The following is a 16606-nucleotide window of genomic DNA, read 5'->3' as shown; positions in this document are numbered from 1 at the left end:
GCGCCGTGGCGGGCGACTCAGCCGCGGACGATGCCGCGCTGGATCAGCGAGTCGATGACCTCGGCGGACAGCCCCAGTCCGCCGAGGACCTCCCGGCTGTTCTCGCCGAGCGCCGGCGGCGCGCTGCGATAGCTGGCGGGTGTGCGCGAAAGCTTCACCGGCGAGGCGATGCCACGGTAGCCATCGAGTTCCACCAGCATGCCGCGATGCCGGGTGTGCGGGTGCTCCACCACCCGCTCCACCGTGGCGATGGCACCACAGGGCACGCCGAGGCGGATCAGCCGTTCGGCCAGCTCGCGCCCGTCATGGGCCGCGAGGCGCTCCTCCAGCGCCCGCTTCAACGCCTCGCGGTTCACCGAACGCTTGCCGTTGTCGGCGAAGCGCGGGTCGGCCGGCAACTCCTCGGCGCCCAGGTATTCGCACAGGCGGGCGAACTGGCGGTCGTTGCCGACCGCCAGGAAGATCGGCTCGGTGCCGCTGCGGTAGCTGTCGTAGGGCGCGATGTTCGGGTGGGCGTTGCCGGTGCGCCGGGGCGTGCGGCCCGAGGCGAAGTAGTTCGGCAGGTGTGGGTGCAGCAGGGACAGACCGCAGTCGTACAGGGCGATGTCCACCGACTGCCCGCGCCCGCTCGCCTGGCGCTCGTGGAGGGCGAGGAGGATGCCGGCCACGGCGTTCAGCCCGGTGACCATGTCGACGATCGGCAGGCCGATGCGCAGGGCGTCGCCGCCGGCCTCGCCGTTCACGCTCATCAGTCCTGCCATCGCCTGGATCGCCGCGTCGTAGCCGGGCAGCCCGCCGAGCGGGCCGTCGGCGCCGAAACCGGACACCGCGCAATGGATCAGCCGCGGGAAGCGCTCGCGCAACACCTCCTGGTAACCCAAACCCCAGCGCGCCAGGGTCCCGGGCTTGAAGTTCTCCAGCAGCACGTCGGCGTCCTCCAGCAGTCGTAGCAGCAGTTCGATGCCCTGCGGCTGCGCCAGGTCGACGGCGATACCCTTCTTGTTGCGGTTCACGCCCTTGAAGTAGGACGCCATGTCGCCCTCGAAGGGCGGCCCCCAAGCGCGGGTCTCGTCGCCGCCCAGGGGTTCCAGCTTGATCACTTCGGCGCCGTGGTCGGCCAGCGCCTGGGAACAGTAGGGTCCACCCAGGACCCGGCTGAGATCGATGATTTTCAGGCCACGCAGGGCGCCGACGGGGTTGGTCATGACGACTCTCTGGTTGTTATGGGCGGGGATTGCCGGCAGTCAGGCCGGCAGCAGTTGCATGGCCTCGGCCTGGCTCAACGGCGTTTCGCCGACCAGCCTGCCCAGCAGTTCGGCCTGGCTGGACCAATCCTCCAGGCGCAGCGGGTCGCGCGGCAGCAGCCTGTGCCGGGCGACCAGCAGGGCCAGGGCCAGGCGACGCTGGTCGGGCGCCTGGCGGCTGGCCTCCCAGGCCATGAAGATCGCCGTGCACAGGTGGTAGAGGGCGCTGCCGGCCTGGCGCACCTGTTCGTCCAGGCGCTGCGCGGCGACCCCGGCCATGGTCTCGACGACGCGCTCGAGCAGGCCGTCGAACAGGTCGCGGGCGGCCTTTGGCAACCCGCTGGCATCGAGCAGGCCGCGCAGGTGGCGGCGCAAGGGTTCCAGCGCCTGTTCACGGCTGACCGCGCGGGCGATGTCCAGCGCCACGATGTTGCTGGTACCTTCCCAGATCGAGCCGAGGTGGGCGTCGCGCACCAGCCGCGCGTCGCTCCACTCCTCGATGTAGCCGACCCCGCCGCGCACTTCCATGGCGTCCCCGGTGACCCGCCGCGCATCGCGACAGGCGCGGAACTTGATCAGCGGGGTGAGGATGCGCACGCACTTCTGCGCCTCGCCGTCACCGCCGTCGGCGCGCGGCAGCAGGGTGGCGATCTGCATGAACATCGAGCGCGCCTGCTCGGTGGGCAGCATCAGCTTGAGCAATTGCTTCTGCATCAGCGGCATCTCCACCAGGTACCTGCCGAAGGCGCGGCGGTGGCGGGCGACGAACAGCGCCTCGTTCAGCGCCCGGCGCATCAGGCCGGCGGCGCGCACGCCATTGGACAGGCGCGACATGTTGACCATGTCGGCCATCTGCTGGAAGCCGCGGCCGATCTCGCCGATCAGGTAGGCACTGGCGCCTTCCAGGCGGACCTCGCCGCTGGCCATGGAGCGGCTGCCCAGCTTGTCCTTCAGGCGGACGATGCGGTAGGCATTGCGCGAACCGTCCTCGCGAAGCTTCGGCAGGAGGAACAGGGTCACGCCCTTCATGCCTTCCGGCGCGCCCTCGGGGCGGGCGAGGACCATCGCCAGGTCGGCGTCCGGGTTGGAGCAGAACCACTTGTCGCCATACAGCTTCCACTCGCCGCCCTCCTCCCGCGCCACGCTGCAGGTTCGCGCGACGTCGGAGCCGGCGGCCTGCTCGGTCATGAACATGGCGCCCTGGAACAGCTCGTCGAAATCCCGCGAAGCCAGGGACGGCAGGTAGCGTTCGACCAGTTCCGGGGCGCCGAACCGGCGCAGGGTACGGGTCAGCGAGTCGGTCATGCTGACCGGGCAGCAGAGGCCGAACTCGGCCTGCACGAACAGGTGGGTGAGCGTGTATTTCACCAGCGGCGGCGGACCGTCCGGGCGATGGCTCATGGCGGCGAGGCCGAGTTCGGCATAGGCGATCCGCTCGAGAGCGATGTAGTCCGGATGCTTGCGGACGCTCTGCCGGTCCTCGCCACGCCGGGTACGCGGTGCCAGCACTGGCGGGTTCTTGTCCGCCGCCAGCGCCAGCACGTCGAGCTCGCCGCCGGCGCGGGCGCCGAGGCGTTCGAAGACCGGCCGCCATTCGGCGAGCAGGGCCGGCGGCAGGTACACCTCCAGCAGCCGCTCCAGGGCCGGATCGCAAGTGTAGAGATTCAGCCCGCGGCTGTCGGGGATGTTCAGGGTGTCTTCGGCGAGTACTTCGGGCATGGCGGTCATGGCGCGGCTCCTGCTGGTCTTGCGCCGAGACTAGGGGAGTGCTTCGATAAGCGGCCAATACAAAAAAAATCCTCCACGATAAGAAAAACAGATCGTAGAACCGGTGCCTGCCATGGATCTCAGACAGCTTCGCTATTTCATCGCCGTCGCCGAAGAGCTGCATTTCGGCCGCGCCGCCACGCGCCTGTTCATCTCCCAGCCGGCGCTGAGCTTCGATATCAAGAAGCTGGAAGAACAGCTGGGCATCCAACTGCTGCTGCGCAACAACAAGTCGGTGAAGCTCACCGGTGCCGGCCAGGTCCTGCTGGTGGAGGCACGCAACCTGCTGCTGCAGGCAGAGAAGGTGAAACGCCTGACCCAGCTGTCCGCCGAGGGCGACGTCGGCCAGTTGCGCGTCGGCTTCGTCAACTCCATGCTCTACCGCGGCCTGCCCAGGGCCATGTCCCGCTTCGAACGGGAGCATCCGAACATGGCGGTGGTACTCGGCGAAATGAACAGCGCGGAGCAGGCCCAGGCCTTGCTGCGCGGGCAGATCGACCTGGGCTTCGTGCACTGGGGCAGGCTGCCGGCGGAAATCGTCTCCGAACCCTTGATCAGCGACCCGTTCCTCTGCTGCCTGCCCGCCGGACACCGCCTGGCAGGCCAGGCGCGCCTGGACCTCGCCGAGCTGCGCGACGAAGACTTCATCCTCTTCCCGCGCCACGTCTCCCCGCACTACCACGACCTGATCATCGCCCGTTGCGTGGACGCCGGCTTCAGCCCGCGCATCCGCCACGAGGCGCGCCTGTGGCAGACCGTCGCCGCCATGGTCGGTCTCGGCATGGGCGTCGCGCTGATCCCGGAGACCCTCTGCCTGGCCTGGAGGAACGAGGTGCGCTACCTGGAGATCGAGCCGGCCGGCGCGCGCTCGGAGATCCACGCGATCCTTCCGGCCAGCGAACCCTCCCGGGCGGCGCAGGCGTTCCTGGCGACGCTGAAGAACGGTCTGGACGATGCCTGAGCGAGCGCTGACGGAAAACGTCGATATGGAATCCCTTATCGAGCCATAAGATTAAAAGACTATTGATTCGCGGGGGCGCCACCTAGACTCCGAGGCACCCGGGTCAACACCGACACCTTCCCCGACGACGGAAACCGACGTTTCCGCCCCGCCCCTCCCGAGGGGCGGCAGGGAGCGGCGTGTCGGCGAGAACAACAATAAACAGGACTCGACCCATGCCGCGCACGCCCTCTCCCGAAGACGCCGCCCTGCACACCAAGGCCCGCAGGGCCGGTATCGCCTCGTTCATCGGCACCACCATCGAATGGTACGACTTCTACATCTACGGCCTGGCCGCCGCCCTGGTGTTCGGCAGGGTGTTCTTCCCCGCCGACATGGACCCCGGCCTGGCCACCCTGCTGTCCTTCGTCACCCTCTGGTCGGGCTTCATCGCTCGCCCGCTCGGCGGGATCATCTTCGGCCACCTCGGCGACCGCATCGGGCGCAAGACCACCCTGGTGATCACCCTGGTCATGATGGGCATCGCCACCACCTGCATCGGCCTGCTGCCGGTCTATGCGCAGATCGGCGTCTGGGCGCCGATCTCCCTGGTGGCGCTGCGTATCGTCCAGGGCATCGCGGTCGGCGGCGAATGGGGTGGCGCGATCCTGATCGCCAGCGAAAGCGCGCCCAGGGGCAAGGGCATCCTCTACGCCGCCTTCGCCCAGCAGGGCTCGCCCACCGGCAACCTCCTGGCGACCCTGGTGTTCTTCGCCCTCAGCGCCCTGCCCGCCCCGGACTTCCTGCTCTGGGGCTGGCGCGCGCCGTTCCTGCTCTCGGCGGCGCTGGTCATCGTCGGCATGCTGATCCGCCTGAAGCTGGAGGAGTCGGAAGACATGAAACGCGTGCTGGCGCAGAAGCGCACGGTGAAGCTGCCGCTCGCCGAGGTGCTGGGCAGGCACTGGAAGATCGTCCTGCTCGGCGCCGGCGTGCTGCCGATCATCCATGTCACCTACTTCAAGAGCACCTTCGCCCTGTCCTGGGCGACCAAGACCCTTGGCTACAGCCAGGGCGCCTTCCTCGGCATCATCGTCATCGCCCTGGTGGTGCAGTTCGTCAGCCAGCCCCTCGGCGCGCTGCTCACCTCGCGCATCGACATGCGCAAGGCGGTGTGCCTGATGGTGCTGCCGGAGTTCATCCTGATGCCGGCGATGTTCTTCGCCGTGGAAACCAGGATCTACTGGATCGCCGCCGTCGGCATGTGCCTGGCCACGGTGCCGCACGCGATGTTCTACGGCGCGGTGGGCGGCATCCTCGCCCGCGCCTTCCCGGCGCGGGTGCGCTACACCGGCCTGTCGCTGGCCTACCAGCTCTGCTCGCTGCTGGTCGGCGGCGGCACGCCGGTGCTGGCCCAGTGGATCCTCAACGGCACCGGCAGCATCCTCGGCGTGGCCCTGGCCTCGGCCTGCTACGCGCTGGTCTCGCTGGCCTGCACCCTGGCCCTGCTGCGGATCACCGGCTTCCACGCCGGCGAGCTGTCAACCGCCGAACGCGCCGACGCCGAGGAGCTGCCGCACCGCCCCGTGACTCCCGGCCGCGAAGCGGCGCTGCGCACGCCGGCCCGGTTGCTCGGCGGCAACCCCGGCTAGGGTTCGCCTGCCATCCGCCGCTCATGCTCGAGCAACCAGCGCTTGCGCCACAGGCCGCCACCGTAGCCGGTCAGGGAACCGTCCGCGCCGATCACCCGATGGCAGGGAATCACGATGGCGATCTGGTTGGCGCCGTTGGCCCGGGCTACGGCGCGCACCGCCGAAGGCGAGCCGATCGAGCGGGCCAGCCCGGCATAGCTCCGGGTGGTCCCGCATGGCACTTCGCGCAAGGCCTGCCAGACCGTCCGCGTGAAAGCCGAGGCGTGCAGCGCCAGAGGAGTCCGGAAATGCGTCCGTATGCCGCCGAAGTAGTCGGCGAGCTCCACCTCGATGCGGTCGATCGGGGCGAAGCGACCGAAGCCGATGCGCGAGCCGCTGCGCGCCTGCAGGCGCTTCAGCTCGCCCCCCAGGGCGGGGCGGTCGAAGAACTCCAGCAGATGCAGCGCTTGCGCGTCGGCCACCGCGAGCATGGCGCCAAGCGGCGTCTGCAACCAGTCGGCCTTGAGCAACTCGCGTCCGCGCAACTGCGACGGCGGCTCGCCGAGCAGGCGGGCGAAGGCGCTACGGAAGCCGCTGTCCGAGTCGAAGCTGGCATCCAGTTGCGCGTCGATCACCCGCGCGCCCGAGGACAGCCGTTCGGCGCCCTGGCCGAGGCGGCGCAGGCGAGCCATTTCCAGGAAGGTCACGCCGAACTGGCGCTTGAAGGCGCGGCGGACGGTGGACGGGTCGTAGCCCAGCGCCGCGAGGTCATTTTCGAACCAGCGCCGCTGCGGCTGCCGGCCGAGGCGCTGGAGCAGGTCGCTGACCAGCGGCTCCTGCGCGCCGACCCGCTCCAGCGGCCGGCAGCGCAGGCAGGGCCGGAAACCGGCCTCGACGCAGCCCTTGATCGAATCGAAGAACTGCGTGTTCTCGCGCCTGGGCTTGCGTGCCGGGCAGGTCAGGCGGCAGAACACCCCGGTGCTCTTCACCCCGACGAAGGCGAAGCCGTCGTAGGCGGGATCGCGCGCCAGCAGCGCGGCGTACAGGGTGTCATCGTCGGGTAGGGGCGAGAACAGCGGCGCGGTATGCATGGCCGACTCCGGAACCTGGGAAGCGATGGATAGCCACTCTAGGCCAGGTGTCGGGCTCTTGCCGCCGCGAATCGGGCGTCGATTCCGCCTCAGCCTTCCTCGAAGCTCATCTCCGGCGGCGGCTCGCGGAAGCCCCGGGTGATCGCCGCCAGGTAGACGGCGCCCAACGCCAACCAGCAAAGTCCGAGGACGATCGCCAGATGATCGAGGCTGGCCATCAGCCACAGGTCGGCGAGCAGGCCGATCGCCGGGAACACCAGGAACAGCAGGGTTTCCCGCGCACCGCGGCGTTCGGCGCCGAGATAGTAATGGAAGATCACCGACAGATTGACCAGGCTGAAAGCAAGGAAGGCGCCGAAGTTGATGAACGAGGTCGAGGTGGTCACGTCCATCTGCAACGCCAGCAGGGCTACCACGCCGCACAGGACGATGCTGTTCACCGGCGTCTCGAAGCGCTTGCCCAGGCGGCCGAAGAACGGCCGCGGCAGCACGCCGTCGCGCCCCATGGCGAACAGCAGGCGCGAAGCGCTGGCCTGGGCCGACAGCCCGGAGGTGAACTGGCCGACGATCAGGCCGACCAGGAAGAAGCTGACGAACAGGTCGCCACCGATGTTGCGGGCGATCTCGTAGGCCGCCGAGTCCGCGCTGTCGAAGGCGAACGACGGGTGCGCCAGCTGCACGAAGTACGAGGTGACGATGAAGATCAACCCGCCCAGCAGGGTGATCAGCAGGATCGCGCGCGGGATGTTGCGCCGCGGATCGCGGGTTTCCTCGGTCAGCGTGCTGACCGCGTCGAAGCCGAGGAACGAGTAGCAGGCGATCGCCGCTCCGCCCATCACCAGCGGCACCTGCAGGTCGCCGCCGAGCAACGGTTGCAGCGACCACAGCGGCTTGCCCGGATCGCCCAGCACGTAGTGCACGCAGAGCGCGACGAAGGCGGCGAGCACCAGGAACTGCACCAGCATCAGCAAGCCGTTGACGTTCTTCGCCAGGCGCAGGCCGACGATATTGATCGCCGTGGTCACGCCGATGAACGCCAGCACCCAGACCGCGTTGGGCACCGCGGGGAACGCCGAGTGCAGGTAGGCGGCGCCGATCAGCCAGATCGCCATGGGCAGGAACAGGTAGTCGAGCAGCACCGCCCAGCCGGCGATGAAGCCGAGCGCGGGACTGATCGCCTTGCGCACATAGGTGTAGGCCGAGCCGGCGACCGGGAAGGCGGCCGCCATCCGTCCGTAGCTGAGGGCGGTGAAGAGCATCGCCAGTGACGCGGCGAGGTAGGCGGCGGGAACGTGCCCTTGGGTGGTCTCGGCGAGGATGCCGAAGGTGCCGAGGACAATGATGGGGGTCATGTAGGCGATGCCGAACAGCACCACGGAACCCAGCGACAGGGTGCGCTTGAGTCTGGCCATTACTGCTTACTCCGGAATTATCGTTTGTTATGGCAGTGGCCCGCAGCCGGCCAGGCCGCGGGGCGCAGGGGCCTCCCCTCACCCGGGAGACCGGCGGACGCTCGGGCGCCCATCGTTGTGCTACGGCTTTCCGGGCCGATCCTCGCCCGCTCGCCGGCGGACGGCGGACGACGCGACGCTCCTGTCGCGCCGTGGTGAATCAGGGAATCAGCAGCTCGCGCAGGCCGTCCGGGTACTCGCGCCGCTCGCCGGGCAGGACCAGGCGCCGTTCTTCCAGGTAGCGGTAGTCCCGACGCGCGCCCTGCAACCGGCCGAGGTCCAGTTCGACGATCTGCCGGCATTCTTCGCGCCCGGCCTCGCAGAGCAACTGGCCGTAGGGATCGACCACCGCGCTGCCGCCGGCGAAGACCAGCCCGCCGTCGCCATGCCCGACGCGGTTGACCATCACCGCGTAGGCCTGGTTCTCCATGGCGCGGGCCATGATCGCGGTGCGGTGGGTCGGGCCGTAGGGGTCCATGTTGCCGTTGGTCACGATGATCAGTTCCGCACCCAGTTGGCCGAGGGCCCGCGCGCTTTCCGGGAACTCGATGTCGAAGCACACCAGCAGGCCGACCCGGATGCCGTTCCACAGGGTGGTGGCGTAGCGGTCGCCGGGGGTGAAGATGCCGCGGTCGGAGGCCCACAGGTGGGTCTTGCGGTATTTCAGGGCGATGCCGTCGGGAGCGATCAGCACGGTGGTGTTGTAATAGCGGCCGGCATCCGCCTCGGCGATGCCGATCGCCACCGAGACGTTGCGTTCACGGGCGGCGCGCTGCACCGCGCGGACCGTCGGGCCGTCGAGCGGCTCGGCGAGGGCGGCGATATTGTCTTCGCTGGGGAAGCCGGTCAGGTGGGTTTCCGGGAACACCACCAGCTCGGTGTCCGCCGCGCAGCCGGCGATGGCCGCCAGGGCGCGTTCCAGGTTATGCGCGGTGTCGCCATCGCGACCGGCGATCTGGACGAGTTCGACTTTCATCGGAATTCCTTGTTGTTCTCGGCGCTGTTCGGCACGCGCGCTGTTCGAATGCAGGGGTCGGCACAGTATGCTTGGCGTTCCCCGCGCCGATAATTACGTCCGAGGGTTAACCCAACAGGGGTAGATGATGAGTTTCACCTTGCAGGATATCGCCTGGCACCGCTCCGTCGGACAACTGGTCGAAGCGCTGGACGCACCGGACTTCTGGATCCGCCTGGTGCGCCTGCTCGACCAGTATGTGCCCTTCGACAGCTGGGTGGCCCTGCTTTTCAGCCAGGGCCGCCCCCAGGTGTTCGCCGAGTGCCCGGGGGCCGACGGCGGGCCGGACCCGCTGTTCCAGGACTACCTGCGCGGTCTCTACCTGCTCGACCCGTTCTACATCGCCAGCCGCGAGAATCCGGGGAGCGGCCTGTTCCGCCTGGCCGACGTGGCCCCGGAGTGCTTCGAGCAGACCGATTACTACCAGCGCTACTTCCGCCTCAACGTGGTGGCCGATGAAATCCAGGTCAACGTGCAACTGGCCGGCGAACGCACCCTCTGCCTGTCGCTCGGCTCGCGGCAGCGCTTCACGCCGGAACAGCTCGCCGTGCTCGGCCTGGTGCGGCCCTGGGTGGCCGGGCTGATGCGCCAGCGCCTGGCCTTCGAGGACGAGGTGCTGAACAGCCCGGCGCCGCCGGAGCCGGGCTGGCAGGGCTCGCTGGAGAAAGTCGCGGAACAGATGGGTACGCCATTGACCGCGCGCGAACTGGAAGTCGGCCGGCTGATGCTCAGCGGCTGCTCGAGCAAGGAGATCGCCCGCAAGCTGGCGATCTCGGCGGAAACCGTGAAGGTCCACCGCAAGCACATGTACGGCAAGCTCGGCATCAAGTCGCAGTCCGAGCTGTTCGGCCTGTTCCTCCAGGCCCAGGGCTGACGGGACGGTGGTCCGCCCCGTCGCTGCTCAGCGGCGCTTGATCTTCGGCTTCGGCCGGCCCTGCACGCACTTGAAGCGCGGGTTCGACTTGCAGATCACGTAGAGCCGGCCGCGACGCTTCACCACCTGGCAATCGCGGTGGCGCAGCTTGGCCTGTTTCAGCGAGGCGAGGACTTTCATCAGGCCCCCTTGCCGCCGACGAAGCCGGCGAAACGCTTGTTGAACCCGGCCACGCGACCTTCGCTCTTGGTCTTGCGCTGTTCGCCGGTGTAGACCGGGTGCGAGGCGCTGGAAACGTCCAGGGTCACGTAGGGATAGGTCTTGCCGTCGGTGTGGGTGTGGGTCTTGTCGGTCTCCGCGGTGGAGCCGATCAGGAAGAACACGTCGGCCGAGGTGTCGTGGAACAGCACCGGGCGGTAATCGGGATGGATGCCGGGTTTCATGGGATAGCCTCCTATACAATGTTATATAGTTACATATTACTCCGATAAGAATAATTCGCAACTCCGTAGGAAGTTTCCTTCGACCATTCGGCCGACCGATCATCCAGACACAATAATTAGCTTGCTTTCTATCCCCGTTTGTTTCCCATAATCAGCGCTTGGTTAGCGCGGGGGGACCCGTCGTAGACGCCTCGAAGAAGGTGACTACCCATTTGAACCGAAGCCTGAAGATCGGAGACGTGATGAATCTGTCGCTACTCAGTCGCTATGCGTTTTTCGCCTGTATCGTCCTGCTCACCCTGCTCAGCCTGCCGTTCCTCGGCAGCTTCGAGTGGCTCTGGCCATTCACCCTGCTGGGCGTGGCGCTGAGCCTGCTCGGCCTGTTCGACCTGATGCAGACGCCCCATGCGGTGCGCCGCAACTATCCGATCCTGGGCAACATCCGCTATCTGGTCGAAGGCATCCGCCCGGAGATCCGCCAGTACCTGCTGGAGGCCGATGGCGACGCCCTGCCCTTCTCCCGCGCCCAGCGCTCGCTAGTCTACTCGCGGGCGAAGAACGAAAGCTCGGAAAAACCCTTCGGCACACTGATCGACGTGTACACCGCCGGCTACGAGTTCATCAGCCACTCGATGCGCCCGGCGCCGCTCAGCGATCCCTGCGAGTTCCGCGTCGACATCGGCGGTCCGCAATGCAGCAAGCCTTACTCCGCCTCGCTGTTCAACGTCTCGGCGATGAGTTTCGGCGCCCTCAGCGCCAACGCCATCCGTTCGCTGAACCGTGGCGCGCAGATGGGCAACTTCTACCACGACACCGGCGAGGGCAGCATCAGCCCCTATCACCGCGAGAACGGCGGCGATCTGGTCTGGGAACTGGGCAGCGGCTACTTCGGCTGCCGCACCCGCGACGGCAAGTTCGACCCTGAACGCTTCGCCGCGCAGGCCCTCGACCCGCAGGTGAAGATGATCGAGATCAAGCTCAGCCAGGGCGCCAAGCCGGGCCACGGCGGTATCCTGCCCAAGCACAAGGTCACTCCCGAGATCGCCGCCACCCGTGGCGTGCCGATGGGCGAGGACTGCGTTTCGCCGTCGCGCCACAGCGCCTTCTCCACGCCTATCGAGCTGATGCAGTTCATCGCCCAGTTGCGCGAGCTGTCCGGCGGCAAGCCGGTCGGCTTCAAGTTCTGCCTGGGCCATCCATGGGAGTTCATGGGCATCGCCAAGGCCATGCTGGAGACCGGCATCCTCCCCGACTTCATCGTCGTCGACGGCAAGGAAGGCGGCACCGGCGCGGCGCCGCTGGAGTTCACCGACCATATCGGCGTGCCGCTGCGCGAGGGCCTGCTGTTCGTCCACAACACCCTGGTCGGCCTCAACCTGCGCGACAAGATCAAGGTCGGCGCCAGCGGCAAGATCGTCAGCGCCTTCGACATCGCCAGCGTGCTGGCCACCGGCGCGGATTGGGCCAACTCGGCGCGCGGCTTCATGTTCGCCATCGGCTGCATCCAGTCGCAGAGCTGCCATACCAACAAGTGCCCGACCGGCGTCGCCACCCAGGACCCGTTGCGCCAACGCGCGCTGGTGGTGCCGGACAAGGCCGAGCGGGTGCGCAACTTCCACCGCAACACCCTCAAGGGCCTGGCCGAGATGCTCGCCGCGGCGGGCCTGGAGCACCCCTCGCAGCTCGAAGCCAAGCACCTGGTGCGCCGCATCACCGATACCGAGATCCGCCTGTTCTCGCAGTTGCATTACTTCCTCAAGCCCGGCGAACTGCTCTCCGGCAAGATCGAAGGCGAGTTCTACGAGCGCATGTGGAACATGGCGCGAGCCGACAGCTTCGACGCGGCGGCCTGAACCGCCGCCCCACACGCAAAAAAAAGCCGGAGGCAGCGATGCCTCCGGCTTTTTCATGTCCGGGAAGATCAGCCCAGCAGGATGGTCGCCCAGGTCACGGTGATCACGGTCAGGGCCACGAACTGCGCGGCGCTGCCCATGTCCTTGGCGTTCTTCGACAGCGGGTGGCGTTCCAGCGAGACACGGTCCACGGTGGCCTCGATCGCCGAGTTGAGCAATTCGACGATCAGTGCCAACAGGCACACCGCGATCATCAGGGCGCGCTCGCCGCGGCTGACGTCGAGCAGGAAGGCCACCGGGATCAGCACCACGTTGAGCAGCACCAGTTGACGGAAGGCCGCTTCGCCGCGGAAGGCGGCGAGGAAGCCGGCGAGGGAGTAGCCGGTGGCGTTGAGGATACGCTTGAGGCCGGTCTGGCCTTTGAAGGGAGAAGGCGACACGTCGGGGTCTCATCGATTCGGAAGGCCGGCAGTCTAGCCACCGGCTGGTCAAAAAAGCGTTAAGCCGTTTCTCAATGAGAAGCCGGAACCGTCTCCATTTGTTGCAACAGCAGCGCCGCCTGGGTCCGGGTACGCACGTTGAGCTTGCGGAAGATCGCCGTGACGTGGGCCTTCACCGTCGCCTCGGAAACGTTCAGGTCGTAGGCGATCTGCTTGTTCAGCAACCCTTCGCAGACCATGGTCAGGACCCGGAACTGTTGCGGGGTGAGGCTGGCGAGTCCGGCGCTGGCGGCCTTGGCCTCCTCGCTGAGGGCTTCGGCGGCGGCGTCCTGCGGCGGCCACCAGGTGTCCCCGTCGAGCACCGCGCGCACCGCCTGCTGCAGGGTTTCCAGCGGACTGGACTTGGGAATGAAGCCGCTGGCGCCGAACTCGCGGGAGCGCTGCACCACGGCGGCCTCCTCCTGGGCGGAGATCATCACCACCGGCACCTGCGGGTATTGTCCGCGCAGCAGCACCAGGCCGGAGAAGCCGTAGGCCCCCGGCATGTTGAGGTCCAGCAGGACCAGATCCCAATCGGCCTTCTCGTTCAGGCGCGCTTCCAGTTCGGCGATGCTGGCGGCTTCCACCAGGCGTACGTCGGGGCCCAGGCCCAGGGTGAGGGCCTGGTGCAAAGCGCTGCGGAACAGGGGGTGATCGTCGGCGATCAGGATCTCGTAAGAAGCCATGACATGTCCTAGGTTATTCGGCCCAGCCGAGGCGGCGCTCAGGATGCCGACCGAGGGCGGACCGGTCAAGCCGAATGAGGGAAACCTCGTACGCCGCGTTCGTCTTTTCAAACACCCCGGCTTGCTGGCAGAGTGGCGAACCCTCTCCGCCCCGTCGAGCGAGCCATGCGAAGCCAAGCCCTGCGTGCCGATATCCTGATGCTGATCACCGCCATGATCTGGGGGGTGTCGTTCGTCGCCCAGCGCCTGGGGATGGATGCCATCGGACCGTTCCTCTATACCGGCCTGCGCTTCGTCCTCGGTGCCCTGGTGCTGGTGCCACTGCTGATGCTGCGCTCGCGACGCGAAGGCGCGCAACCCTTCAATCGCGGGCAGTTGCTCGCCGGGATCATCCTCGGCGTCGCCCTGACCACCGGGATCAACCTGCAGCAGGTCGGCCTGCTGTTCACCAGCGTGACCAACTCCGGCTTCATCACCGGCCTCTACGTGATCGTCGTGCCGCTGCTCGGCCTGCTGTTCGGCCAGCGCGCCGGCCTGGGCACCTGGCTGGGCGCGTCGCTGGCGGTGGTCGGCATGGCCCTGCTGAGCATCGGCCCCGGCTTCCAGGTCGCCTCCGGCGACTGGCTGCAACTCACCGGCGCGCTGGTCTGGGGCGCCCATGTGCTGCTGGTGGGCCTGTTCGCCAGCCGCTACGACCCGATCCGCCTGGCCTTCCTGCAGTTCGCCACCTGCGCGGTGGTGAGCCTGCTGCTAGCGCTGGTCTTCGAGGAAATCCACTGGGACGCCATCGTCCAGGCCGGTCCCGCCCTGCTGTACGGCGGCCTGCTCGGCGTCGGTACCGGCTTCACCCTGCAGGTAGTGGCGCAGAAACACGCCATCGCCTCCCACGCGGCGATCATCCTGTCCCTCGAGGCGGTGTTCGCCGCCATCGCCGGTGCCCTGTTCCTCAGCGAGACCCTGCACCTGCGCGGCTATTTCGGCTGCGCCCTGATGCTGGCGGGCATGCTGGTGGCGCAGTTGTGGCCACGCGGGCTCGCCGCCGAAGCGCGCCCGGCCTGATCGCGCTCAGCCGCGGAACGGCGCCAGGGCACGGTGCGCCGGGCTGTCCTCGTCCAGCGGAATGTGCCGCTTGGCGCCCAGGTAGCGTTCGCTGAACACCTCCAGGTAGGCACCCAGCGCCTCGCCCGCCGCCACGTCGCCGGCCAGTTCCAGGCACAGCGCCGCCACCTCGGCGGTGCACAGGTGCTCGCCGCGGGTCGAGCGGCGCAGGCGGTAGCGCGAGAGTTGCTCGGGCAGCAGGCTGAGCACCGGGAAACGCTCCAGGTAAGGGCTCTTGCGGAACATCTTGCGCGCCTCGGTCCAGGTCGCGTCGAGCAGGATGAACAGCGGCCGCTTGCCTTCCGCCGGCGGGCCGACCGCGTTCACCACCCGCTCCGCCGCCACGTATTCGCCGGGGAACACCAGGTACGGCTGCCACTGCGGGTCGTCCAGCAGCGCCAGCAGGCACGGATCGACCTCGGTGCGCGACCAGCCGAAGGCGAAGGTGTCGGCCACGCTATCGGCGATCAGCCAGCCGGTGTTGGTCGGCTTCAGCGCCTCGATGTCGTGCATGATCAGGCACATGCCGGCGCGCGCCTCGACCCGCGGCCGCCAGGCACACATGCAGTAGCTCGGCAGCAGTCGGCAGCGTTCGCAGCGCGGCATCCGCGAACCGCGCGCGACGAAGGGTTTCAGGCTGCGCGCCAGGCGCTCCTGGCGCAGGCGGGAAACGGCATGGCTCATCGGACGGACTCCCGATGCGGGCAGGACGGGCGAAGGAACATCGAAGACTCGGGGAAACGGGGCTGGAAAGCGATTGCGAAATTCTACCAGAGCCCGCGTGGTTCCTGCTTTGTCGGACAACTTTCGCGCCCCCGGAAAAAAATTCTTTGCAGGGGCCTTCCACGTCTAGTTAGAGCGGTATGCGATCCCTATAATCCGCCCCCTTTTCGACACCGGGCAGCCGGCCCCGCCCGCTGACCTTACCGCTTCTCCAGACCAGTGACGCCCCCTTGCTCGAGATCCGCAACGTGACCCGCCGCTTCGGCGACTTCACCGCCGTCGACAATGTCAGCCTGACGATCAACACCGGCGAATTCTTCACCCTCCTCGGCCCCTCCGGCTGCGGCAAGACCACCCTCCTGCGCATGCTCGCCGGCTTCGATCAGCCGGACAGCGGCGAGATCCGCCTGGACGGCCAGGACCTCGCCGCCGTCGAGCCGGAGAGGCGCCCGGTGCATACGGTGTTCCAGAGCTATGCGCTGTTCCCGCACATGAGCGTGGCGCAGAACATCGCCTTCCCGCTGAAGATGGCCGGCGTGGCCAGGAGCGAGATCGACGCCCGCGTCGAGCAGGCGTTGAAGGATGTACGCCTGGCGGACAAGGGCGGGCGCATGCCGACCCAGCTTTCCGGCGGCCAGCGCCAGCGCGTGGCGATCGCCCGCGCGCTGATCAACCGGCCGCGCCTGCTGCTGCTCGACGAACCGCTGTCGGCACTGGACGCCAAGCTGCGCGAAGAAATGCAGATCGAGCTGATCAACCTGCAGAAGGAGGTCGGCATCACCTTCGTCTATGTCACCCATGACCAGGGCGAGGCCCTGGCGCTGTCGCACCGCATCGCGGTGATGAACCAGGGCCGGGTGGAACAGCTGGACGCCCCGGAAACCATCTACAGCTTCCCACGCAGTCGTTTCGTCGCCGACTTCATCGGCCAGTGCAACCTGCTCGACGCCACGGTCAAGGCGGTCGACGGCGAGCGCGTGCGCATCGACCTCCGGGGTCTGGGCGAGGTCCAGGCGCTGAAGTCCTTCGACGCCCAGCCCGGCGAGCCCTGCGTGCTGACCCTGCGGCCGGAGAAGATCCGCCTGGCGCAGAGCGTCACCGCCGACAGCGACGAGGTGCATTTCCGCGGCCGCGTCGCCGAACTGCTCTACCTGGGCGACGTGACCCTGTACATCGTCGAACTGGAGAACGGCGAGCGCCTGGAAACCCTGCTGCCCAACGCCACCCCTGGCCGGGCCAGGTTCTTCGAGGTGGGCGACGCGGTGGAAGCCGCCTGGCGCTTCGATGCCGGCCACCTGGTCAGGGCCTGACACG

Annotated in this window: 16 protein-coding genes; 6 read left to right on the top strand and 10 right to left on the bottom strand. The window is 67.8% G+C overall.

Going from position 1 to position 16606, the window contains the following annotated elements:
- Positions 1 to 17: 17 nt before the first annotated feature.
- Together PSPA7_RS07390 and PSPA7_RS07385 are read right to left on the bottom strand one after the other, a co-directional pair.
- Positions 18 to 1205, bottom strand: a complete 1188-nt coding sequence (locus tag PSPA7_RS07390; RefSeq protein WP_012074727.1) for a CaiB/BaiF CoA transferase family protein — start codon at positions 1203 to 1205, stop codon at positions 18 to 20.
- A 39-nt stretch (positions 1206 to 1244) separates the two neighbouring features.
- Positions 1245 to 2972, bottom strand: a complete 1728-nt coding sequence (locus PSPA7_RS07385; protein ID WP_012074726.1) for an acyl-CoA dehydrogenase family protein — start codon at positions 2970 to 2972, stop codon at positions 1245 to 1247.
- Positions 2973 to 3084: 112 nt separating this feature from the next.
- Here PSPA7_RS07385 and PSPA7_RS07380 point away from each other — a divergent pair, with 112 nt between their 5' ends.
- Both PSPA7_RS07380 and PSPA7_RS07375 read left to right on the top strand, forming a co-directional pair.
- Positions 3085 to 3972 (top strand): LysR family transcriptional regulator, encoded by an 888-nt coding sequence (locus tag PSPA7_RS07380; RefSeq protein ID WP_003157130.1) that lies wholly within the window; start codon positions 3085 to 3087, stop codon positions 3970 to 3972.
- Positions 3973 to 4187: 215 nt separating this feature from the next.
- Positions 4188 to 5600, top strand: a complete 1413-nt coding sequence (locus PSPA7_RS07375; RefSeq protein ID WP_012074724.1) for an MFS transporter — start codon at positions 4188 to 4190, stop codon at positions 5598 to 5600.
- On the opposite strand, the gene PSPA7_RS07370 is transcribed toward PSPA7_RS07375, so the two are convergent.
- The 3 genes from PSPA7_RS07370 to PSPA7_RS07360 all read right to left on the bottom strand — a co-directional run bounded on the left by PSPA7_RS07370 (position 5597) and on the right by PSPA7_RS07360 (position 9097).
- Entirely contained in the window at positions 5597 to 6670 is a 1074-nt protein-coding gene (locus tag PSPA7_RS07370) for a bifunctional transcriptional activator/DNA repair enzyme AdaA (RefSeq protein WP_012074723.1), read from the bottom strand. The two genes, PSPA7_RS07375 and PSPA7_RS07370, sit on opposite strands and share 4 nt — an antisense overlap.
- Positions 6671 to 6759: 89 nt before the next feature.
- Positions 6760 to 8082: an APC family permease gene (locus tag PSPA7_RS07365; RefSeq protein WP_012074722.1), complete on the bottom strand. Its 1323-nt coding sequence runs from the start codon at positions 8080 to 8082 to the stop codon at positions 6760 to 6762.
- Between the two features lie 199 nt (positions 8083 to 8281).
- Entirely contained in the window at positions 8282 to 9097 is an 816-nt protein-coding gene (locus PSPA7_RS07360; RefSeq protein ID WP_012074721.1) for a carbon-nitrogen hydrolase family protein, read from the bottom strand.
- Between the two features lie 127 nt (positions 9098 to 9224).
- Between PSPA7_RS07360 and PSPA7_RS07355 the strand changes: the two genes are divergently transcribed.
- Positions 9225 to 10010, top strand: a complete 786-nt coding sequence (locus PSPA7_RS07355) for a helix-turn-helix transcriptional regulator (RefSeq protein ID WP_003150111.1) — start codon at positions 9225 to 9227, stop codon at positions 10008 to 10010.
- A gap of 27 nt (positions 10011 to 10037) precedes the next feature.
- Here the strand turns inward: PSPA7_RS07355 and ykgO are convergent, their stop codons facing one another.
- Positions 10038 to 10190, bottom strand: coding sequence for a type B 50S ribosomal protein L36 (gene ykgO / locus PSPA7_RS07350; protein ID WP_003092209.1), 153 nt, complete (start codon positions 10188 to 10190; stop codon positions 10038 to 10040).
- A complete protein-coding gene (locus PSPA7_RS07345; RefSeq protein ID WP_012074719.1) occupies positions 10190 to 10453 on the bottom strand; it encodes a type B 50S ribosomal protein L31 in 264 nt (87 codons plus the stop codon). The genes ykgO and PSPA7_RS07345 overlap by 1 nt, the downstream gene beginning before the upstream one ends.
- Positions 10454 to 10695: 242 nt before the next feature.
- Between PSPA7_RS07345 and PSPA7_RS07340 the strand changes: the two genes are divergently transcribed.
- Entirely contained in the window at positions 10696 to 12306 is a 1611-nt protein-coding gene (locus PSPA7_RS07340; protein ID WP_003150109.1) for an FMN-binding glutamate synthase family protein, read from the top strand.
- 68 nt (positions 12307 to 12374) lie between these two features.
- On the opposite strand, the gene PSPA7_RS07335 is transcribed toward PSPA7_RS07340, so the two are convergent.
- A complete protein-coding gene (locus PSPA7_RS07335) occupies positions 12375 to 12746 on the bottom strand; it encodes a diacylglycerol kinase (RefSeq protein WP_003092226.1) in 372 nt (123 codons plus the stop codon).
- A gap of 71 nt (positions 12747 to 12817) precedes the next feature.
- A complete protein-coding gene (gene erdR / locus PSPA7_RS07330; protein ID WP_003092229.1) occupies positions 12818 to 13471 on the bottom strand; it encodes a response regulator transcription factor ErdR in 654 nt (217 codons plus the stop codon).
- 132 nt (positions 13472 to 13603) lie between these two features.
- Between erdR and PSPA7_RS07325 the strand changes: the two genes are divergently transcribed.
- Positions 13604 to 14530 carry a DMT family transporter gene (locus PSPA7_RS07325; RefSeq protein WP_074197305.1) on the top strand — a complete coding sequence of 309 codons (927 nt, stop codon included), beginning with the start codon at positions 13604 to 13606 and terminating at the stop codon, positions 14528 to 14530.
- Between the two features lie 6 nt (positions 14531 to 14536).
- Here PSPA7_RS07325 and PSPA7_RS07320 read toward each other — a convergent pair whose 3' ends face one another.
- Positions 14537 to 15253: a tRNA-uridine aminocarboxypropyltransferase gene (locus PSPA7_RS07320; RefSeq protein WP_003150104.1), complete on the bottom strand. Its 717-nt coding sequence runs from the start codon at positions 15251 to 15253 to the stop codon at positions 14537 to 14539.
- Positions 15254 to 15486: 233 nt separating this feature from the next.
- Between PSPA7_RS07320 and PSPA7_RS07315 the strand changes: the two genes are divergently transcribed.
- A complete protein-coding gene (locus PSPA7_RS07315; RefSeq protein ID WP_079262159.1) occupies positions 15487 to 16602 on the top strand; it encodes an ABC transporter ATP-binding protein in 1116 nt (371 codons plus the stop codon).
- Positions 16603 to 16606 lie beyond the last annotated feature (4 nt).

This window comes from Pseudomonas paraeruginosa PA7 (assembly GCF_000017205.1).
Taxonomy (GTDB): domain Bacteria; phylum Pseudomonadota; class Gammaproteobacteria; order Pseudomonadales; family Pseudomonadaceae; genus Pseudomonas; species Pseudomonas paraeruginosa.
The sequence above is the reverse complement of the archived record's forward strand: the minus strand, read 5'-3'. Positions and strand labels throughout refer to the sequence as shown.